Below are 21,308 nucleotides of genomic sequence, written 5' to 3'. Positions count from 1 at the left end.
ATGAGCAAGATCCTTATCCGCGGTGCGAAGGTCCTCGGCGGCGAGGCCCAGGACGTCCTCATCGACGGCGAGACCATCGCCGAGGTCGGGACGGGCCTGTCCGCCGAGGGCGCGACCGTGATCGAGGCCGACGGCCAGATCCTGCTGCCCGGCCTGGTCGACCTCCACACCCACCTGCGCGAGCCCGGCCGCGAGGACTCCGAGACCGTCCTCACCGGCACCCGCGCCGCCGCCTCCGGCGGCTACACCGCCGTCTTCGCCATGGCCAACACCCACCCGGTCGCCGACACCGCCGGTGTCGTCGAGCAGGTCTGGCGCCTCGGCAAGGAGTCCGGCTACTGCGACGTCCAGCCCATCGGCGCCGTCACCGTCGGCCTGGAGGGCAAGAAGCTCGCCGAGCTCGGCGCCATGCACGACTCCGCCGCCGGCGTCACCGTCTTCTCCGACGACGGCAAGTGCGTCGACGACGCCGTGATCATGCGCCGCGCCCTGGAGTACGTGAAGGCCTTCGGCGGCGTCGTCGCCCAGCACGCCCAGGAGCCCCGCCTCACCGAGGGCGCCCAGATGAACGAGGGCATCGTCTCCGCGGAGCTGGGTCTCGGCGGCTGGCCCGCCGTCGCCGAGGAGTCGATCATCGCCCGCGACGTCCTCCTCGCCGAGCACGTCGGCTCCCGCGTCCACATCTGCCACCTCTCCACCGCCGGCTCCGTCGAGATCGTCCGCTGGGCCAAGTCCCGCGGCATCGACGTCACCGCCGAGGTCACCCCCCACCACCTCCTCCTCACGGACGAGCTGGTCCGCTCGTACAACCCGGTCTACAAGGTCAACCCGCCGCTGCGCACCGAGAAGGACGTCCTCGCGCTCCGCGAGGCGCTGGCCGACGGCACCATCGACATCGTCGCCACCGACCACGCCCCGCACCCGCACGAGGACAAGGACTGCGAGTGGGCCGCCGCCGCCATGGGCATGGTCGGCCTGGAGACCGCCCTCTCCGTCGTCCAGCAGACGATGGTCGAGACCGGCCTCCTCGACTGGGCCGGCGTCGCCGAGCGGATGTCCTTCGCGCCCGCCCGCATCGGAGCCGCCGACGGCCACGGACGACCCGTCTCGGCAGGTGAGCCCGCGAACCTGACGCTGGTCGATCCGGCTTACCGTGGTGTCGTGGACCCCGCGGACTTCGCCTCCCGCAGCCGCAACACCCCCTACGAGGGCCGCGAGCTGCCGGGACGCGTCACCCACACCTTCCTGCGGGGCCGGGCAACGGTCGTGGACGGGAAGCTGGCGTGACACCACTCATCGCAATCGCCGCAGAGGCTGCCGAGCAGAAGTCGGCGGAGGTGACCGACTGGGCCGGACGGCTCGGCTGGGTCGCCGGGCTGCTGCTCTTCGTCGCCTTCGTGTACTGGCTCATGCGCCAGGGATGGAAGTGGCGCGGCAGCCTCCAGTCGGACCTGCCCGAGCTGCCCACCGCGCCGGACACGACCGGCGAGGCGAAACTGACTCTCAGCGGGCGCTACCACGGGTCCACGACCGCCGGGCACTGGCTCGACCGGATCGTCGCCCACGGCCTCGGCACCCGCAGCCGCGTCGAGCTCACGCTCACCGACGCCGGGATCGAGGTCGTGCGCCCCGGGGCGAACGACTTCTTCGTGCCGGCCGCCGCCCTGCGCGAGGCCCGCCTCGACAAGGGCATCGCCGGCAAGGTCCTCGCCGAGGGCGGGCTCCTGATCGTCACCTGGGAGCACGGTGGCAAGCAGCTCGACTCCGGCTTCCGCTCCGACCGGGCGGCCGAGCACACGGCCTGGGTCGAGGCCATCAACTCCATGAACGCCGTAACCACCACGACGGAAGGCATCGCACGATGACGACCTCCACCAGGGGAGCCGCCAAGGCTCCCGCCGTACTCGTCCTGGAGGACGGCCGCGCCTTCCGCGGCCGCGCCTACGGGGCCGTGGGGGAGACCTTCGGCGAGGCCGTGTTCTCCACCGGCATGACCGGCTACCAGGAGACCCTCACCGACCCGTCGTACCACCGGCAGGTCGTGGTCATGACGGCCCCGCACGTCGGCAACACCGGCGTCAACGACGAGGACCCCGAGTCCGGCCGCATCTGGGTCTCCGGATACGTCGTCCGCGACCCCGCACGCGTCTCCTCCAACTGGCGCTCCCAGCGCTCGCTGGACGAGGAGCTGGAGCGCCAGGGCGTCGTCGGCATCTCCGGCATCGACACCCGCGCCCTCACCCGCCACCTGCGCGAGCGCGGCGCCATGCGCGTCGGCATCTTCTCCGGCGACGCGCTCGCCGACGAGGCCGCCCTCCTGGCGAAGGTCCAGGCGCAGCCGCAGATGAAGGGCGCGAACCTCTCCGCCGAGGTCGCCACCAAGGAGACCTACGTCGTCCCCGCGATCGGCGAGAAGAAGTTCACCGTCGCCGCCGTCGACCTCGGCATCAAGGGCATGACCCCGCACCGGATGGCCGAGCGCGGCATCGAGGTCCACGTCCTCCCCGCCACCGCCACCGCCGAGGACATCTACGCCGTCCGGCCCGACGGAGTGTTCTTCTCCAACGGCCCGGGCGACCCGGCCACCGCCGACGGCCCCGTCGCCGTCATGCAGGCCGTCCTGGAGCGCAGGACGCCCCTCTTCGGCATCTGCTTCGGCAACCAGATCCTCGGCCGCGCCCTCGGCTTCGGCACCTACAAGCTGAAGTACGGCCACCGGGGCATCAACCAGCCGGTCCAGGACCGCACCACCGGCAAGGTCGAGGTCACCGCGCACAACCACGGCTTCGCCGTCGACGCGCCCCTCGACAAGGTCTCCGACACCCCCTACGGGCGTGCCGAGGTCTCCCACGTCTGCCTGAACGACCAGGTCGTCGAAGGCCTCCAGCTGCTCGACCAGCCGGCCTTCTCCGTCCAGTACCACCCCGAGGCGGCCGCGGGCCCGCACGACGCCGCGTACCTCTTCGACCGCTTCGTATCCCTGATGGAGGCCGAGCGTGCCTAAGCGCACCGATATCCAGTCCGTCCTGGTCATCGGCTCCGGCCCGATCGTCATCGGACAGGCCGCCGAGTTCGACTACTCCGGCACCCAGGCCTGCCGCATCCTCAAGGCCGAGGGCCTGCGGGTGATCCTGGTCAACTCCAACCCGGCCACGATCATGACCGACCCGGAGATCGCCGACGCCACGTACGTCGAGCCGATCACCCCCGAGTTCGTCGAGAAGATCATCGCCAAGGAGCGCCCCGACGCGCTCCTGCCCACCCTCGGCGGCCAGACCGCGCTCAACACCGCGATCTCCATGCACGAGCAGGGTGTGCTGGAGAAGTACGGCGTCGAGCTCATCGGCGCCAACGTCGAGGCCATCAACAAGGGCGAGGACCGCGACCTCTTCAAGGGCGTCGTCGAGGCCGTCAAGGCCAAGATCGGGTACGGCGAGTCCGCCCGCTCGGTCATCTGCCACTCCATGGACGACGTCCTCAAGGGCGTCGAGACGCTCGGCGGCTACCCCGTCGTCGTCCGCCCCTCCTTCACCATGGGCGGCGCCGGCTCCGGCTTCGCCCACGACGAGGAAGAGCTGCGCCGCATCGCCGGCCAGGGCCTCACGCTCTCCCCGACCACCGAGGTGCTCCTGGAGGAGTCCATCCTCGGCTGGAAGGAGTACGAGCTGGAGCTCATGCGCGACAAGAGCGACAACGTCGTGGTCGTCTGCTCCATCGAGAACTTCGACCCGATGGGCGTCCACACCGGCGACTCGATCACCGTCGCCCCGGCGATGACGCTCACCGACCGCGAGTACCAGCGGCTCCGCGACATCGGCATCGCGATCATCCGCGAGGTCGGCGTCGACACCGGCGGCTGCAACATCCAGTTCGCGGTCAACCCGGACGACGGCCGGATCATCGTCATCGAGATGAACCCCCGCGTCTCCCGCTCCTCGGCGCTCGCCTCCAAGGCGACCGGCTTCCCGATCGCCAAGATCGCGGCCCGTCTCGCCGTCGGCTACACGCTGGACGAGATCCCGAACGACATCACGGAGAAGACTCCGGCGTCCTTCGAGCCCACGCTCGACTACGTCGTCGTCAAGGCCCCGCGCTTCGCCTTCGAGAAGTTCCCGCAGGCCGACTCCACCCTCACCACCACCATGAAGTCGGTCGGCGAGGCCATGGCCATCGGCCGCAACTTCACCGAGGCCCTCCAGAAGGCCCTGCGCTCCCTGGAGAAGAAGGGCTCGCAGTTCACCTTCGTGGGCGAGCCCGGCGACAAGGCCGAGCTGCTCCGCGAGTCGGTCCGCCCGACCGACGGCCGCATCAACACCGTCATGCAGGCCATCCGCGCCGGCGCCACCCCGCAGGAGGTCTTCGACGCCACGAAGATCGACCCGTGGTTCGTCGACCAGCTCTTCCTGATCAAGGAGATCGCCGACGAGCTGACCGCCGCCGAGAAGCTCCACCCCGAGCTGCTCGCCGAGGCCAAGCGCCACGGCTTCTCCGACGCCCAGATCGCCGAGATCCGCGGCCTGCGCGAGGACGTCGTCCGCGAGGTCCGGCACGCCCTCGGCGTCCGCCCGGTCTACAAGACGGTCGACACCTGCGCCGCCGAGTTCGCCGCCAAGACCCCGTACTTCTACTCCTCGTACGACGAGGAGAGCGAGGTCGCGCCGCGCGAGAAGCCCGCGGTGATCATCCTGGGCTCCGGCCCGAACCGCATCGGCCAGGGCATCGAGTTCGACTACTCCTGCGTCCACGCCTCCTTCGCCCTGAGCGACGCGGGCTACGAGACCGTGATGGTCAACTGCAACCCGGAGACCGTCTCGACGGACTACGACACCTCCGACCGCCTGTACTTCGAGCCGCTGACGCTCGAGGACGTGCTGGAGATCGTCCACGCCGAGACCCTCGCCGGCCCCGTCGCCGGTGTCGTCGTCCAGCTCGGCGGCCAGACCCCCCTGGGCCTGTCGCAGGCGCTCAAGGACAACGGCGTGCCGGTCGTCGGCACCTCCCCGGAGGCCATCCACGCCGCCGAGGACCGCGGCGCCTTCGGCCGCGTCCTCGCCGAGGCCGGGCTCCCCGCGCCGAAGCACGGCACCGCGACCACCTTCGCCGGCGCCAAGGCCATCGCCGACGAGATCGGCTACCCGGTCCTCGTACGCCCCTCGTACGTGCTCGGCGGCCGCGGCATGGAGATCGTGTACGACGAGGCCCGCCTGGAGTCGTACATCGCCGAGTCCACCGAGATCAGCCCCACCCGGCCGGTCCTGGTCGACCGCTTCCTCGACGACGCCATCGAGATCGACGTCGACGCGCTCTACGACGGCGAGGAGCTCTACCTCGGCGGCGTCATGGAGCACATCGAGGAGGCCGGCATCCACTCCGGCGACTCGGCCTGCGCCCTGCCCCCGATCACCCTCGGCGGCTTCGACATCAAGCGCCTGCGCGCCTCCACCGAGGCCATCGCCAAGGGCGTCGGCGTCCGCGGCCTGATCAACATCCAGTTCGCCATGGCCGGCGACATCCTCTACGTCCTGGAGGCGAACCCGCGCGCCTCCCGGACCGTGCCCTTCACCTCGAAGGCGACCGCCGTGCCGCTCGCGAAGGCCGCCGCCCGCATCTCGCTGGGCGCCACCATCGCCGAGCTGCGCGCCGAGGGCCTGCTGCCGAAGAACGGCGACGGCGGCACCCTGCCGCTCGACGCGCCGATCTCCGTCAAGGAGGCCGTCATGCCGTGGTCGCGCTTCCGCGACGTGCACGGCCGCGGCGTCGACACCGTCCTCGGCCCGGAGATGCGCTCCACCGGCGAGGTCATGGGAATCGACGCGGTCTTCGGCACGGCCTACGCCAAGTCGCAGGCCGGCGCCTACGGCCCGCTGCCCACCAAGGGCCGCGCGTTCATCTCGGTCGCCAACCGCGACAAGCGCTCGATGATCTTCCCGGCCCGCGAGCTCGTCGCCCACGGCTTCGAGCTGCTCGCCACCTCCGGCACCGCCGAGGTCCTCAAGCGCAACGGCATCAACGCCACGGTCGTCCGCAAGCTCAGCGAGGGCGAGGGCCCGAACGGCGAGAAGACCATCGTCCAGCTCATCCACGACGGCCAGGTCGACCTGATCGTCAACACGCCGTACGGCACCGGCGGCCGCCTCGACGGCTACGAGATCCGTACGGCCGCGGTGGCGCGCAGCGTCCCGTGCCTCACCACGGTCCAGGCGCTCGCCGCGGCCGTCCAGGGCATCGAGGCGCTCGGCCACGGAGACGTGGGCGTCCGCTCGCTCCAGGAGCACGCGGAGCACCTGACCGCGGCCCGCGACTAGCAGCCCGTACGAGGAGGGGGACACCGGCAGGACCTGCGGTGTCCCCCTCGTCATGAGCACACTTGGACGACAGACCCATGTACAAGTTCTTCTTCCACCTGGTCTTCAAGCGGATGGACCCGGAGGAGGCCCACTACCTGGCCTTCCGCTGGATCCGGCTCGCCGCTCGCACCCCGGTCCTGCGCACCTTCGTCGCCGCCGTCCTCGCGCCCCGGTACAAGGAGCTGCGCACCGAGGCCCTCGGCCTCCGGATGCACGGCCCCTTCGGGCTCGCCGCCGGCTTCGACAAGAACGCCGTCGCCATCGACGGCATGGCGATGCTCGGCTTCGACCACGTCGAGATCGGCACCGTCACCGGCGAGGCCCAGCCCGGCAACCCCAAGAAGCGCCTCTTCCGGCTCGTCCCGGACCGCGCCCTGATCAACCGCATGGGCTTCAACAACGAGGGCTCCGCCGCCGTCGCCGAGCGCCTGGGCGCCCGCAAGGCGGTCTTCCGGACCACCGTCGGCGTCAACATCGGCAAGACCAAGGTCGTCCCCGAGGCCGAGGCCGCCGCCGACTACGTGAAGTCCACCGAGCGCCTCGCCGCGCACGCCGACTACCTCGTCGTCAACGTCTCCTCCCCGAACACCCCCGCCCTCCGCAACCTCCAGGCCACCGAGTCCCTGCGCCCGCTCCTCACGGCCGTCCGCGAGGCCGCCGACCGCACGGTCACCGACCGCCGCGTCCCGCTCCTCGTCAAGATCGCCCCCGACCTGGCCGACGAGGACGTCGACGCGGTCGCCGACCTCGCCCTGGAGCTCGGTCTCGACGGCATCATCGCCACCAACACCACCATCGCGCGCGAGGGCCTCGGCCTGAAGTCCGACCCCGCGCTGGTCAAGGAGACCGGCGGTCTGTCCGGCGCGCCCGTCAAGGAGCGCTCCCTGGCCGTCCTGCGCCGCCTCCACGCGCGCGTGGGCGACCGTCTGGTCCTGGTGGGCGTCGGCGGCATCGAGAACGCCGAGGACGCCTGGCAGCGCATCCTCGCGGGCGCCACCCTCGTCCAGGGCTACAGCGCCTTCATCTACGAGGGCCCGTTCTACGCCCGCGCGATCCACAAGGGCCTCGCCGCGCGCCTCGCGGCCTCCCCGTACGCCACCCTCGCCGAGGCCGTCGGCGCCGACAACCGAAAGGCCGCCCAGTGACCCTCTCCTTCGGCACCCGCCTGCGCTCCGCGATGGACGAGCGCGGCCCGCTCTGCGTCGGCATCGACCCGCACGCCGCGCTGCTCGACTCCTGGGGCCTGAGCGACGACATCGCCGGCCTGGAGCGCTTCACCTTCACCGTCGTCGAGGCCCTCGCCGGGACCGTGGCCGTCTTCAAGCCGCAGTCCGCCTTCTTCGAGCGCTTCGGCTCCCGCGGCATCGCCGTCCTGGAGCGCGCCACGGCCGATCTGCGGGCCGCGGGCGGCCTGGTCGTCATGGACGCGAAGCGCGGCGACATCGGCTCCACGATGGCCGCCTACGCGGAGACCTTCCTGCGCAAGGACTCCCCGCTCTTCTCCGACGCGCTGACGGTCTCCCCGTACCTCGGCTACGGCGCCCTGAAGCCGGCCGTCGACCTGGCGCGGGAGTCCGGAGCCGGCCTCTTCGTGCTGGCCCTCACCTCCAACCCGGAGGGCGCGGAGGTCCAGCGGGCGGTCCGCGAGGACGGCCGCACCGTCGGAGCGACCATGCTCGCCCACCTCGCCGAGGAGAACGCGGGGGAGACCCCGATGGGCTCCTTCGGCGCGGTCGTCGGCGCGACCCTCGGCGACCTGTCCTCCTTCGACCTGGACATCAACGGGCCGCTCCTCGCCCCCGGCATCGGCGCCCAGGGCGCGACCCCCGCCGACCTCCCGGCCGTCTTCGGCGCGGCCGTCGGCAACGTCGTCCCGAACGTCAGCCGCGGGGTCCTCAGGAACGGCCCGGACGTGGTCGCCCTGCGGGACTCGGCGCACCGGTACGCGGACGAGATCCGCGCGGCCGTCGCCGGCTGACGGGTCTCCCGGACAATCCGCAGGTCGGAGGGGACGGGCCGCCCGAAGGTGAGCCGTCTCACCACTTGACGAAATCTTGGCTCAAAACCGAGTCGTTATGCCGGAAAAGTCCTGGTCGGTCGATGCTGACCAGGACTTTTCCGCTGTTCTCGCTGACTGGAGCGGCCTCGGCCGCTAGTCTCCGGGGCAGAGCAGGCGTTCAACGGCCACTCCGTTGATCGTTGCTCCACTGGTGTGGGGCGTCCAGGTTCCTCACCGGTCCGTATCCGACAGATCGACATCCGAGGTGACGTAGGCGTGGCTCTTCCGCCCCTTACCCCTGAACAGCGCGCAGCCGCGCTCGAAAAGGCCGCCGCGGCTCGCCGGGAGCGGGCCGAGGTCAAGAATCGACTCAAGCACTCCGGCGCCTCCCTGCACGAGGTCATCAAGACCGGCCAGGAGAACGACGTCATCGGCAAGATGAAGGTCTCCGCGCTCCTTGAGTCCCTGCCCGGCGTCGGCAAGGTCCGCGCCAAGCAGATCATGGAGCGGCTCGGCATCTCCGAGAGCCGCCGGGTGCGCGGTCTCGGCTCCAACCAGATCGCCTCCCTGGAGCGCGAGTTCGGCGGCTCCGGCGCCTGATCGGCGACCGGACCCGCTTCCGGTCCGGCGCCCGTTCCGGGGCAAGCGTCCCGGGCATGCCGGTGAAGCTGGAATAATCGCTGCATGGCAGCAGAGGTACGTCCGCGGCTGACCGTGCTCTCCGGCCCCTCAGGGGTCGGCAAGAGCACGGTCGTCGCTCATATGCGCAAGGTCCACCCCGAGGTCTGGCTCTCGGTGTCGGCGACGACACGGAAGCCCCGCCCCGGCGAGAAGCACGGCGTCCACTACTTCTTCGTCACGGACGACGAGTTCGACAAGCTGATCGCCAACGGTGAGCTCCTCGAGTGGGCCGAGTTCGCGGGCAACCGCTACGGCACCCCGCGCGGAGCCGTCCTCGAGCGGCTGGACTCCGGCGAGCCCGTGCTCCTGGAGATCGACCTCCAGGGCGCCCGTCAGGTGAAGGACTCCATGCCCGAGTCCCAGCTGGTCTTCCTGGCTCCGCCGAGCTGGGAGGAGCTGGTCCGCCGGCTCACCGGCCGCGGCACCGAGTCGCCCGAGGTCATCGCGCGCCGTCTGGAGGCCGCGAAGGTCGAGCTGGCCGCCGAGTCGGAGTTCGACACCACCCTCGTCAACACCTCCGTCGAGGACGTCGCACGCGAGCTGCTAACGTTGATGCACGTTGTCTGATCTTTTTTCCATCTTCGGAAGGTAGAGCGTGTCCTCTTCCATCACCGCGCCCGAGGGCATCATCAACCCGCCGATCGACGAGCTGCTCGAGGCCACGGACTCGAAGTACAGCCTCGTGATCTACGCGGCCAAGCGCGCGCGTCAGATCAATGCGTACTACTCCCAGCTCGGCGAGGGCCTGCTGGAGTACGTGGGTCCGCTCGTCGACACCCACGTCCACGAGAAGCCGCTCTCGATCGCCCTGCGCGAGATCAACGCGGGTCTGCTGACGTCCGAGGCCATCGAGGGCCCCGCGACCTGAGCACGTAGCGCTTGTAACACTTGTCACCACAGGCCCGGCGGAACATCCGCCGGGCCTGTGGTGTCTCATGGAGTCGTACGCATCCGAGTGCGGGGAGTCGTGGAAGTCGTGTCCGAGCCGAAGGTCGTCCTGGGCGTGAGCGGCGGCATCGCCGCCTACAAGGCGTGCGAGCTGCTCCGCAGGCTCACCGAGTCGGGCCACGACGTGCGCGTCGTCCCCACCGACTCCGCGCTGCACTTCGTCGGCGCGGCGACCTGGTCCGCGCTCTCCGGCAACCCCGTCTCCACCGAGGTGTGGGACTCCGTCCACGAGGTCCCGCACGTGCGGATCGGCCAGGCGGCCGACCTCGTCGTCGTCGCCCCCGCCACCGCCGACATGCTCGCCAAGGCCGCCCACGGCCTCGCCGACGACCTGCTCACCAACACGCTGCTCACCGCGCGCTGTCCGGTCGTCTTCGCCCCCGCCATGCACACCGAGATGTGGGAGCACCCGGCGACCCAGGAGAACGTGGCGACCCTGCGCCGCCGCGGCGCCGTCGTCATCGAGCCCGCCGTCGGCCGCCTCACCGGCGTCGACACCGGCAAGGGCCGGCTCCCGGACCCGGCGGAGATCTTCGAGGTCTGCCGCAGGATCCTGGCCCGCGGCACCGCCGCCCCCGACCTCGCCGGCCGCCATGTCGTCGTCAGCGCCGGCGGTACCCGCGAGCCCCTCGACCCCGTCCGCTACCTCGGCAACCGCTCCTCCGGGAAGCAGGGCTACGCGCTCGCCAAGGCCGCCGCCGCCCGCGGCGCCCGGGTCACGCTCGTCGAGGCGAACACCGGCATCGCCGACCCGGCGGGCGTCGACGTGGTCCACGTCGGCACCGCCGTCCAGCTCCGCGAGGCCGTGCTCAAGGCCGCGGCCGACGCCGACGCGGTCGTGATGGCCGCCGCCGTCGCCGACTTCCGCCCGGCCGTCTACGCCCCCGGCAAGATCAAGAAGACGGACGACGGGGGAGCGCCGACGATCGAACTCGTCCGCAACCCCGACATCCTCGCCGAGCTGGCCGCCGACCGCGCCCTGCCCGGCCAGGTGGTCGTCGGCTTCGCCGCGGAGACCGACGACGTCCTCGCCAACGGTCGGGCGAAGCTCCGCCGGAAGGGCTGCGACCTGCTCGTCGTCAACGAGGTGGGGGAGCACAAGACCTTCGGCTCCGAGGAGAACGAGGCCGTCGTCCTCGCGTCGGACGGCGCCGAGACCCCCGTACCGTACGGACCGAAGGAAGCGCTCGCCGAGACGGTCTGGGACCTGGTCCTGCCGCGGCTGCGCCCCGCGACCTGACGGATCCGGGCGGCTCCACGGCGGCCGCCAGGTCGGCGCGAAGTCGCTCCCGGGAGGCGTGAAACGGCACACGGGGAGGCGCGAAACGCCGCGCCAGGAGTGATTTGCGCCCCACCCGGGCGGGCACTTCTGCCTTGCTGGAGGCCGGTTTCGTCCGCTCGGCGGCATTCGACAGGCGAGACACCTGGTCCATTGTCCGACCACGACCGATAGACTGTTCGTGGAACGTCGCGGGGCGCAGCCCCCTGCCGGTCCGCGTCACGAGTAGCCAGCAGCCGCTGCAACCCCAGGGAGCGTTGTGTCCCGTCGTCTGTTCACCTCGGAATCTGTCACCGAGGGTCACCCCGACAAGATCGCTGACCAGATCAGCGACACCATTCTCGACGCACTGCTGCGCGAGGACCCCACCTCGCGCGTCGCCGTCGAGACGCTGATCACCACCGGCCTGGTGCACGTCGCCGGTGAGGTGACGACGAAGGCGTGGGCGGACATCCCGACCCTCGTCCGGAACAAGATCCTCGAGATCGGTTACGACTCCTCGAAGAAGGGCTTCGACGGCGCCTCCTGCGGCGTGTCGGTGTCCATCGGATCCCAGTCCCCGGACATCGCCCAGGGCGTGGACACCGCGTACGAGAAGCGGGTCGAGGGCGACGAGGACGAGCTCGACAAGCAGGGCGCCGGCGACCAGGGCCTGATGTTCGGCTACGCGTCGGACGAGACCCCCGAGCTGATGCCGCTGCCGATCCACATCGCGCACCGGCTCTCCCGCCGCCTCACCGAGGTCCGCAAGAACGGGACCATCCCGTACCTGCGTCCCGACGGCAAGACCCAGGTCACCATCGAGTACGACGGCGACAAGGCCGTCCGCCTCGACACGGTCGTCGTCTCCTCGCAGCACGCCTCGGACATCGACCTCGAGTCGCTGCTCGCGCCCGACATCCGCGAGTTCGTCGTCGAGCACGTGCTCAAGCAGCTCGTCGAGGACGGCATCAAGCTCGACACCGACGGCTACCGCCTGCTGGTGAACCCGACCGGCCGCTTCGAGATCGGCGGCCCGATGGGCGACGCCGGCCTCACCGGCCGCAAGATCATCATCGACACCTACGGCGGCATGGCCCGCCACGGTGGCGGCGCCTTCTCCGGCAAGGACCCGTCCAAGGTCGACCGCTCGGCCGCCTACGCCATGCGCTGGGTCGCCAAGAACGTCGTCGCCGCGGGCCTCGCCTCGCGCTGCGAGGTCCAGGTCGCCTACGCGATCGGCAAGGCCGAGCCCGTCGGTCTCTTCGTCGAGACCTTCGGCACCAACACCGTCGACAACGAGAAGATCGAGAACGCCATCGCCGAGGTCTTCGACCTCCGCCCGGCCGCGATCATCCGCGACCTCGACCTGCTCCGCCCGATCTACTCCCAGACCGCCGCCTACGGCCACTTCGGCCGCGAGCTGCCGGACTTCACCTGGGAGCGCACGGACCGCGTGGACGCCCTGAAGCAGGCCGCCGGCCTGTAGTCCCAGGCCGCAGGCGACGAAGCCCGGTACCCCGTGGGGGGTGCCGGGCTTCGGTCATGTCCGGCTGTCGGTGGCGTCTGGTAGGTATGGGGCTGTGAGCAGCGAGAACGAGAAGTCCGAGGAGCACGAGCAGCTCGCGCTCATCCGGGAGACCGTCCGGAAGGCGAAGGTGCCGCGGGCCAAGCCGCGGACCTGGCGCGGGGCCGCGCTGGCCAAGGAGCTGCCGGTCGCGCGGGTCGTCGTGAACAAGGGCGCGCTCCACCTCGACCAGTTCTTCGACTACGCGGTCCCCGAGGAGCTGGACGAGGTCGCCCGGCCCGGGGTCCGGGTCCGGGTGCGGTTCGGGGCGGGCGCCCACCAGGTGAAGAACGGGCGGCGCGAGGGCGGACGGCTCATCGACGGGTTCCTCGTCGAGCGACGGGCCACCTCGGACTACTCCGGGCCGCTGGCCGCGCTCGCCGACGTCGTCTCGCCCGAGCCGGTGCTCGGACCCGAGCTGCTCGGCCTCGCCCGGGCCGTCGCCGACCGGTACGCGGGAAGCCTCGCCGACGTGCTCCAGCTCGCCGTGCCGCCGCGCAGCGCCCGGGCCGAGGGCCGCCCGTCGCCCGCACCGCAGCCGCCGCCGAGGGCCCCGGAGCCGGGGAGCTGGACGCGGTACGAGCGCGGGCCCGCGTTCCTGGACTCCCTCGCGCGCGGCGGGGCGCCCCGGGCCGTGTGGACCGCGCTGCCGGGCCCCCACTGGGCCGAGGAGATCGCCCGGGCCGTCGCCGCGACCCTCGCCTCCGGGCGGGGCGCGCTCGTCGTCGTCCCCGACGGGAGGGCCGCCGGCCGGGTCGACGCGGCGCTGACCGAGGTCCTGGGCGAGGGGCGGCACGCGCTGCTCACCGCCGAGGCGGGCCCCGAGCAGCGGTACGCGCGATGGCTCGCCGTGCGGCGCGGCGCCGTGCGGGCCGTCGTCGGCACCCGGGCCGCGATGTTCGCCCCCGTGCGGGACCTCGGCCTCGCCGTCATCTGGGACGACGGCGACGGCAGCCACAGCGAACCGCACGCCCCCCAGCCCCACGCGCGCGAGGTGCTGCTCCTGCGCGCCGCCCACGACCGGTGCGCCTTCCTCCTCGGCTCCACCAGCTGCACCGTCGAGGCCGCCCAGCTCGTCGAGACCGGCTGGGCCCAGGCCCTGGACGCCGGACGCGAGCAGGTCCGCAGGGCCGCCCCCCTGATCCGTACCGTCGGCGACGGCGAACTGGCCCGCGACGAGGCCGCGCGGGCGGCCCGGCTGCCCTCGCTGGCCTGGCAGACCGTGCGGGAGGGCCTCAAGACCGGGCCCGTGCTCGTGCAGGTCCCCCGCCGGGGGTACGTGCCGAGGCTGTCCTGCGAGCGCTGCCGCACGCCCGCCCGCTGCCGGCACTGCGCCGGGCCCCTCGAAGCCCCCGAGCAGCAGGAGCTGCGGTGCGGCTGGTGCGGGCGCGGCGCCCCCGACTGGCACTGCGTGGAGTGCGGCTCGACCCGGCTGAGGGCCCAGGTGGTCGGCGCCCGGCGGACCGCGGAGGAGCTCGGCCGGGCCTTCCCCGCCGTTCCGGTACGGACCTCCGGACGCGACCACGTGCTGGACAGCGTGCCCGGGCGCCCCGCGCTCGTCGTCTCCACCCCCGGAGCCGAACCCGTCGCCGAGGGCGGCTACGCGGCCGCGCTGCTCCTCGACGGCTGGGCCATGCTCGGCCGGCCCGACCTGCGCGCGGGAGAGGAGGCGCTGCGCCGCTGGATCGACGCGGCCTCGCTGGTCCGCGGCCAGCCCGAGGGCGGCACCGTCGTCGTGGTCGCCGAACCGACCCTGCGGCCCGTCCAGGCGCTCGTCCGCTGGGACCCGGTCGGGCACGCCCGGCGGGAGCTGGCCGAGCGCGCCGAGCTGGGCTTCCCGCCGGTCTCCCGGATGGCCGCCGTCTCCGGGCCGCCGGAGGCCGTCGAGGGCTTCCTGGCCGGGGCCGGGCTCCCCGCCGACGCCGAGGTCCTCGGTCCCGTACCGCTGCCCGTCGTCCGTCCCGGCGGGCCGCGCAGACCGGGCGACCCGCCGCCGGGCGAGCAGTGGGACCGGGCCCTGGTCCGGGTCCCGCCGGGCAGCGGCGCGGCCCTCGCGGCCTCGCTCAAACAGGCCAGGGCGGGCCGGCTCGCGCGCGGCGGCGGGGATCCGGTGCGGATCCGGGTGGACCCGCCGGACATCGGCTGACGGGGACGCCCCCGGACACGCGAACGGCCGCCCGTCCCTTCCGGGGGCGGGCGGCCGTTCGCCTGTCGTCTCGTGGGTCAGCCGTTGCGCGGGCCGGGGAAGGCCGGCGGGCGCGGGTCCTCGCGGAGGGCGGCGCTGCCCGAGGTGGGCTGCGGCGGCATCGAACGGGCGGCGGGGACCGAGGGCAGCGTGCGGGTGGTGCCCGGCTCCACCGGGTGCTCCTGGTCCACGGTCACGCCCGGCTGGGGCGCGCGGCGGGCTCCGTAGCGGCGGTGGACGGCCTGCTTGGTGACCCCGAGCGCGGAACCCACCGCGTCCCAGGAGAATCCGAGCGAGCGGTCGAAGTCGACCGCCGCGGTCACCAGGGTCTCGACACTGTCCCGCAGCTCCTGGGCGAGACGTACGGTCGGGGCGGGCGCGCGCCCGTAGACGACGAAGCCCGTCGACGGGCCGGAGCGGCGAGGGCGGTAGACATTGCCCAGCTGGGCCGTGAGCGTGCGCAGTGCGTCCACCTGCCGCCGGACCCGCTCGATGTCCCGCACCAACAGATGCAGACTTGCCCGGGCTTGGGCGTCGTGGGTTGCGTGGTCGGCCATGTGAAAGCCTCTCGAACCGGCGTTTAAGGGGGCGGGCCGCAGGGGGGAACAGCGGCCCGATTCGGTCAATCTCTCTTGACCAACGCGCCACCGGGAGTTGGGTCACGCTGCGGGGGCGTACACGCATATGCGCGGGGCGCTCATCCTCCCGTACGCCCCCTGAGGGGGCGTCGTGCGGGCCGGGCCGGGCTCCCGACGCCCTGCGACCCCGTCTCCCGCGTTGTCGTCGGTCAACATGACTCCGTCATGCCTCCCTCCTCCGCCTTGGATCCGGGGCCCCAGGACGCCGCTCGCTGATCCGGCCCGGCCCGCACGACACCCCCTGAGCCTCGGCCGCCTAGACTGGTGCGCTGCCCGCAACGCCCCCGGAGAGACAGGCAGTCGCCACCCATGAAGCTCGTCTTCGCAGGCACCCCCGAGGTCGCCGTTCCCGCACTGGACGCCCTGCTCGCCTCCGGGCGGCACGAGGTGGCCGCCGTGGTCACCCGGCCGGACGCTCCGGCGGGGCGCGGCCGGCGGCTCGTCGCCAGCCCGGTGGCCCAGCGGGCGGAGGAGGCCGGGATCGAGGTCCTGAAGCCGGCCAGGCCCCGCGACGAGGAGTTCCTCGCCCGGCTCAGGGAGATCGCGCCGGACTGCTGCCCGGTCGTCGCCTACGGCGCGCTGCTGCCCAAGGTCGCCCTCGACATCCCCGCCCGCGGCTGGGTCAACCTGCACTTCTCGCTGCTGCCCGCCTGGCGCGGCGCGGCGCCCGTGCAGCACTCCCTGATGGCCGGCGACCAGGTGACGGGCGCGTCCACCTTCCTCATCGAGGAGGGCCTCGACTCCGGACCGGTCTACGGCGTCGTCACCGAGGACGTCCGCCCCACCGACACCAGCGGCGATCTGCTCACCCGGCTCGCCTTCGCCGGCGCCGGCCTGCTCGCGGCGACCATGGACGGCATCGAGGACGGCACGCTCAAGGCCGTCCCGCAGCCGGTCGAGGGCATCACCCTCGCCCCGAAGATCCAGGTCGAGGACGCCCACGTCGACTTCGCGGCCCCCGCGCTCCGGGTGGACCGCGTGGTCCGCGGCTGCACCCCGGCCCCCGGTGCCTGGACGGTCTTCCGAGGCGAGCGCCTCAAGCTGATCCAGGTCGCCCCGCTCCCGGACCGCACGGACCTCGCCCCGGGCGAGCTCGCGGTGGGCAAGAACAACGTGTACGCCGGCACCGGCTCGTACGCCGTCGAGCTGCTCTGGGTCCAGCCCCAGGGCAAGAAGCCGATGAAGGCCGCCGACTGGGCCCGCGGCGTCCGCATCGCCCCGGGCGAGCGACTGGGCGCGTAGCCGCTCGCACGGACCCGGCCCTCCGCCCGCCCACGCCCGACGAGCGGGCGGGGGCGGTCCGTCCCCCGGGCGGGGAACCGCCCGCGCGGGGCCGTTTTTCCCGGGGGAGCCGGACGGACGTAGGCTGAGAACGTTCGACCTCTTCATTTCGTCACGCGGAGCACCTTTGAGCGAGCAGGCACGTCGTCGTCCCCACAAGCCCTACCGGCGGCCCCAGAAGGACCCCGTCCGGATGCTCGCCTTCGAGGCGCTGAGGGCGGTGGACGAGCGGGACGCCTACGCGAACCTGGTACTGCCGCCGCTGCTGCGGAAGGCCCGCGAGAAGGGCGACTTCGACGGGCGGGACGCCGCGCTCGCGACCGAGCTCGTGTACGGGACGCTGCGCCGCCAGGGCACGTACGACGCGATCATCTCCGCCTGCGTCGACCGGCCGCTGCGCGAGGTCGACCCGCCCGTGCTCGACGTCCTCTCGCTCGGTGCCCACCAGCTCCTGGGCACCCGGATCCCGACCCACGCCGCCGTCTCCGCCAGCGTCGAGCTGGCCCGTGTGGTGCTGGGCGACGGGCGCGCCAAGTTCGTGAACGCCGTCCTGCGGAAGATCTCGCAGCAGGACCTCGACGCCTGGGTCGCGCAGGTCGCCCCGCCGTACGACGACGACGCCGAGGACCACCTCGCCGTCGTCCACTCGCACCCCCGCTGGGTCGTCTCGGCGCTCTGGGACTCCCTCGGCGGCGGCCGCGCCGGCATCGAGGACCTCCTGGAGGCCGACAACGAGCGCCCCGAGGTCACCCTCGTCGCCCGCCCCGGCCGCTCCACCACCGAGGAGCTGGCCGCGGCCACCGAGACTCTGCCCGGCCGCTGGTCTCCGTACGCCCTGCGGATGACCGAGGGCGGCGAGCCCGGCGCCATCGAGGCCGTCAAGGAGGGCCGGGCCGGCGTCCAGGACGAGGGCAGCCAGCTCGTCGCCATCGCCCTCGCGAACGCCCCTCTGGAGGGCAGCGACACCCGCTGGCTCGACGGCTGCGCCGGTCCCGGCGGCAAGGCCGCCCTGCTCGGCGCCCTCGCGGCCGAGCGCGGCGCCTTCCTGCTCGCCTCCGAGAAGCAGCAGCACCGCGCCCGCCTGGTCGAGCGCGCCCTGGCCGGCAACCCCGGCCCGTACCAGGTGATCACCGCCGACGGCACCCGCCCGCCGTGGCGCCCCGGCTCCTTCGACCGGATCCTCATGGACGTGCCGTGCTCGGGCCTCGGAGCCCTCCGCCGCCGCCCCGAGGCACGCTGGCGCCGCCGCCCCGAGGACCTGGACGGCTTCGCGCCGCTGCAGCGCGCCCTGCTCACCGAGGCGCTGAGCGCCGTGCGCGTCGGCGGCGTCGTCGGCTACGCGACCTGCTCGCCGCATCTCGCCGAGACCCGGGTGGTCGTCGACGACGTCCTCAAGAAGGTCGGCGGCGCCGAGCTGATCGACGCCCGCCCGCTGCTGCCCGGCGTCCCGGCGCTCGGCGACGGCCCGGACGTCCAGCTGTGGCCGCATCTGCACGGCACGGACGCCATGTATCTGGCGCTGCTGCGCCGGACCGCCTGATTCCGGCCGCCCGACCCTTCGATCATCTGACCGCAATCTCCCGGTCCGTCCCGGTCCCGGTCTCGTCGCTTCGTACCGAAATTGGTCTGGACCGGATTCGAAACCGCTGAGCGGCAAAGAAGTACCCAAGAACGTGGGAGGCTTGGCACATGGCGCAGATCAACCCCAGCATCCTGTCCGCGGACTTCGCCCGGCTCGCCGATGAGGCGAAGGCCGTCGGCGGTGCCGACTGGCTGCACGTCGACGTGATGGACAACCACTTCGTGCCCAACCTGACGCTGGGCGTGCCGATCGTGGAGTCGCTGGCCCGTGCGACCGACACGCCGCTCGACTGCCACCTGATGATCGAGGACCCCGACCGCTGGGCCCCGCAGTACGTGGAGGCGGGCGCCGGTTCGGTGACCTTCCACGTCGAGGCGGCCGCCGCGCCGGTGCGGCTCGCGCGGGAGATCCGGGCCAAGGGCGCGCGGGCCTCGATGGCGCTCAAGCCGGCCACGCCCATCGAGCCGTACGAGGACCTGCTCCCCGAGCTCGACATGCTGCTCATCATGACCGTCGAGCCCGGCTTCGGCGGCCAGGCCTTCCTCGACATCATGCTGCCCAAGATCCGCCGTACCCGTGAGCTGATCTCCAAGCACGGCCTGGAGCTGTGGCTCCAGGTCGACGGAGGGGTCGCCGAGTCCACGATCGAGCGGTGCGCCGAGGCCGGAGCCGACGTCTTCGTCGCCGGTTCCGCGGTGTACGGCGCGGCCGATCCGGCCGCGGCCGTCGCCTCGCTCCGGGCCCGCGCGGAGGCCGCGACCGCCTCCGCCGCGTGGGCGTGTGGCCACTGAGCCTCCGGCGGATGAACGCGGTCCGTCGGGCCGCCGACAGGACTGATCAGGGCCCGTCGTTTCTGACAGGATGAACGGCGAGCCAGAGTGTGAACGACAGCCGTACGTGAACAGCGGTACGTGAACAGCAGTGAGGAGATCGCGGTGGCGGGTATGTCGGCGGGACGGTCAGCCCTGCGGATGGGCCCCGCGGAGCTGGTGCAGGCGGCGGCCATGGCCCGCCGCTTCTACCTCGAGGGCAAGTCCAAGATCCAGATCGCCGAGGAGTTCGGCGTGAGCCGCTTCAAGGTGGCCCGGGTCCTGGAGACCGCCCTGGAGCGCGATCTCGTACGGATCGAGATCCGTGTACCGGCCGAGCTGGACGCCGAGCGCTCCGACGCGCTCCGCGCCCGCTACGGGCTCCGCCACGCTGTCGTCGTCGAGTCCCCGGCGGAGGGCGACGACGAGTCGCCCGACCCGGAGAACCTCGGCGAGGTCGCGGCCGACCTGCTCGGCGAGCTCGTCACCGAGGGCGACGTCCTCGGCCTGGCCTGGGGCCGCTCCACCATCCACATGGCGGCGGCCCTCGACCGGCTCCCGCCCTGCACGGTCGTCCAGCTCACCGGGGTGTACGACGCCGGGACCGCCGAGCGCGGCTCGGTCGAGGCCGTGCGGCGCGCGGCACAGGTCTCCGGCGGCGAGGCCCACCCCATCTACGCGCCCATGCTGCTGCCCGACCCGGCCACCGCGGCCGCCCTGCGCAGCCAGACCGGCATCGCGCGGGCCTTCGAGTACTTCGACAAGGTGACGGTCGCCTGCGTCTCCATCGGCTCCTGGGAGCCCGGCATCTCGACCGTCCACGACATGCTCTCCGACACAGAGCGCGCCCACTACGCCTCGCTCGGCGTCGCCGCCGAGATGTCCGCGCACCTCTTCGACGCCGAGGGCCGCCGGGTCGGCCGCGACCTGGGCGAGCGCTGCATCACCGTCGAGGCCGACCGGCTGCGCCGGATCCCCGAGGTCGTGGCGATCGCCGGCGGCCAGCGCAAGGCGGCGGCGATCGGGGCGGTCCTCCGCTCCGGGCTCGTCACCAGCCTGGTCACCGACCGCGCCGCGGCCGACTACCTGCTCACCGAGTCCAGCCCGGGCACGCACCCGGCGCTCGACCGCAAGGACCCCGACGGCAGCTGAACGCGCCTTTCGAGGAGGGGCCGGAGCCATCCCGTAACGGTATGTTCGGGACATGTCGCTCCGGCCCCCGCGCGTTCTCCTCGCGCTCGTCCTCGCCGTCCTCCTGGCCGGGTGCTCCTCGGCGGGCGGCGGGACCGGCACCGCCACCCCCGCCTCCCCCCGTACGACCGCGGCCGCCGTCGCACCCACCGGCACCTCCGGGCTCCCCGCCGTACGCGCCGCGGACCTGCCGCCCGAGGCACGGAGGACGCTCGCCCTCATCGCGCGCGGCGGCCCCTTCCCGTACGCCAAGGACGGCACGGTCTTCTCGAACTTCGAGCGCGTGCTGCCCCGCAGGGAGCGCGGCTACTACCACGAGTACACCGTGAAGACCCCCGGCGAACGCGACCGGGGAGCGCGCCGGATCGTCACCGGGCGGAGCGGCGAGACCTACTACACCGACGACCACTACGAGACCTTCCGGGAGGTGGTCACCGATGAGACTTGACGACCCCGTCGTCCTCGACCTGGCCGGCGTCACGGACAAGGCCGCCCTCATGGACCGGTGCGCCGACACGCTCGACCTGCCCGACTGGTTCGGCCGCAACTGGGACGCCCTCGCCGACTGCCTCACCGACCTGCCCCGTCCGGTCACCCTCGTCGTCACCCACTGGCAGGCGTACGCCACGGCCCGCCCGCGCGAGTGGCGGACCGCCCAGGAGGTCTTCGCCACGGCGGTCGACGAGAGCCCCGGCCGCCTCACCGTCCTCCTCGCCCTGGGCGGGCCTTCGGAGGATCCGACGAACCACCTGCCGCAAGACTCGGATGATTAGCCCGGGGCTGGTATTCGTACTGGCGTGGGACAATGAACTACGTGCTTTT

19 protein-coding genes are annotated in these 21,308 nt (G+C 72.6%); 18 read left to right on the top strand and 1 reads right to left on the bottom strand.

The window, feature by feature from the left end; translation table 11 throughout:
- The 12 genes from IE237_RS25155 to IE237_RS25100 all read left to right on the top strand — a co-directional run bounded on the left by IE237_RS25155 (position 1) and on the right by IE237_RS25100 (position 14,946).
- Positions 1-1,287 (top strand): dihydroorotase, encoded by a 1,287-nt coding sequence (locus IE237_RS25155; RefSeq protein WP_189804386.1) that lies wholly within the window; start codon positions 1-3, stop codon positions 1,285-1,287.
- Entirely contained in the window at positions 1,284-1,865 is a 582-nt protein-coding gene (locus IE237_RS25150; RefSeq protein WP_189804385.1) for a PH-like domain-containing protein, read from the top strand. The genes IE237_RS25155 and IE237_RS25150 overlap by 4 nt, the downstream gene beginning before the upstream one ends.
- A complete protein-coding gene (carA, locus tag IE237_RS25145; protein ID WP_189804384.1) occupies positions 1,862-3,004 on the top strand; it encodes a glutamine-hydrolyzing carbamoyl-phosphate synthase small subunit in 1,143 nt (380 codons plus the stop codon). Before IE237_RS25150 ends, carA begins: the two co-directional genes overlap by 4 nt.
- Complete coding sequence (gene carB, locus IE237_RS25140) at positions 2,997-6,305, top strand: carbamoyl-phosphate synthase large subunit (protein ID WP_189804383.1); 3,309 nt, start codon at positions 2,997-2,999, stop codon at positions 6,303-6,305. The genes carA and carB overlap by 8 nt, the downstream gene beginning before the upstream one ends.
- Positions 6,306-6,382: 77 nt before the next feature.
- Positions 6,383-7,492, top strand: coding sequence for a quinone-dependent dihydroorotate dehydrogenase (locus IE237_RS25135; RefSeq protein WP_189804547.1), 1,110 nt, complete (start codon positions 6,383-6,385; stop codon positions 7,490-7,492).
- Positions 7,489-8,325, top strand: coding sequence for an orotidine-5'-phosphate decarboxylase (gene pyrF, locus IE237_RS25130; RefSeq protein ID WP_189804382.1), 837 nt, complete (start codon positions 7,489-7,491; stop codon positions 8,323-8,325). The genes IE237_RS25135 and pyrF overlap by 4 nt, the downstream gene beginning before the upstream one ends.
- Positions 8,326-8,622: 297 nt before the next feature.
- Positions 8,623-8,946 (top strand): integration host factor, encoded by a 324-nt coding sequence (locus IE237_RS25125; RefSeq protein ID WP_189804381.1) that lies wholly within the window; start codon positions 8,623-8,625, stop codon positions 8,944-8,946.
- 84 nt (positions 8,947-9,030) lie between these two features.
- Positions 9,031-9,594, top strand: coding sequence for a guanylate kinase (gene gmk, locus IE237_RS25120; protein WP_189804380.1), 564 nt, complete (start codon positions 9,031-9,033; stop codon positions 9,592-9,594).
- A gap of 28 nt (positions 9,595-9,622) precedes the next feature.
- Positions 9,623-9,895, top strand: a complete 273-nt coding sequence (rpoZ, locus tag IE237_RS25115) for a DNA-directed RNA polymerase subunit omega (protein ID WP_030316319.1) — start codon at positions 9,623-9,625, stop codon at positions 9,893-9,895.
- 108 nt (positions 9,896-10,003) lie between these two features.
- A complete protein-coding gene (gene coaBC, locus IE237_RS25110) occupies positions 10,004-11,215 on the top strand; it encodes a bifunctional phosphopantothenoylcysteine decarboxylase/phosphopantothenate--cysteine ligase CoaBC (RefSeq protein ID WP_189804379.1) in 1,212 nt (403 codons plus the stop codon).
- A 298-nt stretch (positions 11,216-11,513) separates the two neighbouring features.
- On the top strand, positions 11,514-12,722 hold the full coding sequence (metK, locus tag IE237_RS25105; protein ID WP_189804378.1) for a methionine adenosyltransferase: 1,209 nt from the start codon (positions 11,514-11,516) through the stop codon (positions 12,720-12,722).
- Positions 12,723-12,816: 94 nt separating this feature from the next.
- Positions 12,817-14,946: a primosomal protein N' gene (locus IE237_RS25100; RefSeq protein ID WP_189804377.1), complete on the top strand. Its 2,130-nt coding sequence runs from the start codon at positions 12,817-12,819 to the stop codon at positions 14,944-14,946.
- Positions 14,947-15,023: 77 nt separating this feature from the next.
- On the opposite strand, the gene IE237_RS25095 is transcribed toward IE237_RS25100, so the two are convergent.
- Positions 15,024-15,542 (bottom strand): hypothetical protein, encoded by a 519-nt coding sequence (locus IE237_RS25095; protein ID WP_189804376.1) that lies wholly within the window; start codon positions 15,540-15,542, stop codon positions 15,024-15,026.
- A 390-nt stretch (positions 15,543-15,932) separates the two neighbouring features.
- Between IE237_RS25095 and fmt the strand changes: the two genes are divergently transcribed.
- The 6 genes from fmt (at position 15,933) to IE237_RS25065 (ending at position 21,259) form a co-directional block, all read left to right on the top strand.
- Positions 15,933-16,865 (top strand): methionyl-tRNA formyltransferase, encoded by a 933-nt coding sequence (gene fmt, locus IE237_RS25090; protein WP_189804375.1) that lies wholly within the window; start codon positions 15,933-15,935, stop codon positions 16,863-16,865.
- 166 nt (positions 16,866-17,031) lie between these two features.
- A complete protein-coding gene (locus IE237_RS25085; protein WP_189804374.1) occupies positions 17,032-18,444 on the top strand; it encodes an RsmB/NOP family class I SAM-dependent RNA methyltransferase in 1,413 nt (470 codons plus the stop codon).
- A gap of 149 nt (positions 18,445-18,593) precedes the next feature.
- Positions 18,594-19,277: a ribulose-phosphate 3-epimerase gene (gene rpe / locus IE237_RS25080; RefSeq protein WP_041128223.1), complete on the top strand. Its 684-nt coding sequence runs from the start codon at positions 18,594-18,596 to the stop codon at positions 19,275-19,277.
- Between the two features lie 120 nt (positions 19,278-19,397).
- The gene (locus tag IE237_RS25075) at positions 19,398-20,447 is read left to right on the top strand and encodes a sugar-binding transcriptional regulator (RefSeq protein ID WP_189804373.1); all 1,050 of its coding nucleotides are present in this window, start codon (positions 19,398-19,400) and stop codon (positions 20,445-20,447) included.
- Between the two features lie 52 nt (positions 20,448-20,499).
- Positions 20,500-20,934, top strand: coding sequence for a guanyl-specific ribonuclease (locus IE237_RS25070; RefSeq protein ID WP_189804372.1), 435 nt, complete (start codon positions 20,500-20,502; stop codon positions 20,932-20,934).
- Positions 20,924-21,259, top strand: coding sequence for a barstar family protein (locus tag IE237_RS25065; RefSeq protein WP_189804371.1), 336 nt, complete (start codon positions 20,924-20,926; stop codon positions 21,257-21,259). The genes IE237_RS25070 and IE237_RS25065 overlap by 11 nt, the downstream gene beginning before the upstream one ends.
- Positions 21,260-21,308: the final 49 nt, after the last annotated feature.

Source organism: Streptomyces tanashiensis, from assembly GCF_014648895.1.
Taxonomy (GTDB): Bacteria; Actinomycetota; Actinomycetes; order Streptomycetales; family Streptomycetaceae; genus Streptomyces; species Streptomyces tanashiensis.
This window is presented reverse-complemented; position numbering and strand designations above follow the sequence as displayed.

Excerpts from the sequence above, each read along its gene's own strand:
- IE237_RS25135 (WP_189804547.1), top strand. The coding sequence starts at position 6,383 with ATGTACAAGTTCTTCTTCCACCTGGTCTTCAAGCGGATGGACCCGGAG.
- gmk (WP_189804380.1), top strand. The coding sequence starts at position 9,031 with ATGGCAGCAGAGGTACGTCCGCGGCTGACCGTGCTCTCCGGCCCCTCA.
- IE237_RS25095 (WP_189804376.1), bottom strand. The coding sequence starts at position 15,542 with ATGGCCGACCACGCAACCCACGACGCCCAAGCCCGGGCAAGTCTGCAT.
- rpe (WP_041128223.1), top strand. The coding sequence starts at position 18,594 with ATGGCGCAGATCAACCCCAGCATCCTGTCCGCGGACTTCGCCCGGCTC.
- IE237_RS25070 (WP_189804372.1), top strand. The coding sequence starts at position 20,500 with ATGTCGCTCCGGCCCCCGCGCGTTCTCCTCGCGCTCGTCCTCGCCGTC.
- IE237_RS25065 (WP_189804371.1), top strand. The coding sequence starts at position 20,924 with ATGAGACTTGACGACCCCGTCGTCCTCGACCTGGCCGGCGTCACGGAC.
- IE237_RS25155 (WP_189804386.1), top strand. The coding sequence starts at position 1 with ATGAGCAAGATCCTTATCCGCGGTGCGAAGGTCCTCGGCGGCGAGGCC.
- carA (WP_189804384.1), top strand. The coding sequence starts at position 1,862 with ATGACGACCTCCACCAGGGGAGCCGCCAAGGCTCCCGCCGTACTCGTC.
- fmt (WP_189804375.1), top strand. The coding sequence starts at position 15,933 with ATGAAGCTCGTCTTCGCAGGCACCCCCGAGGTCGCCGTTCCCGCACTG.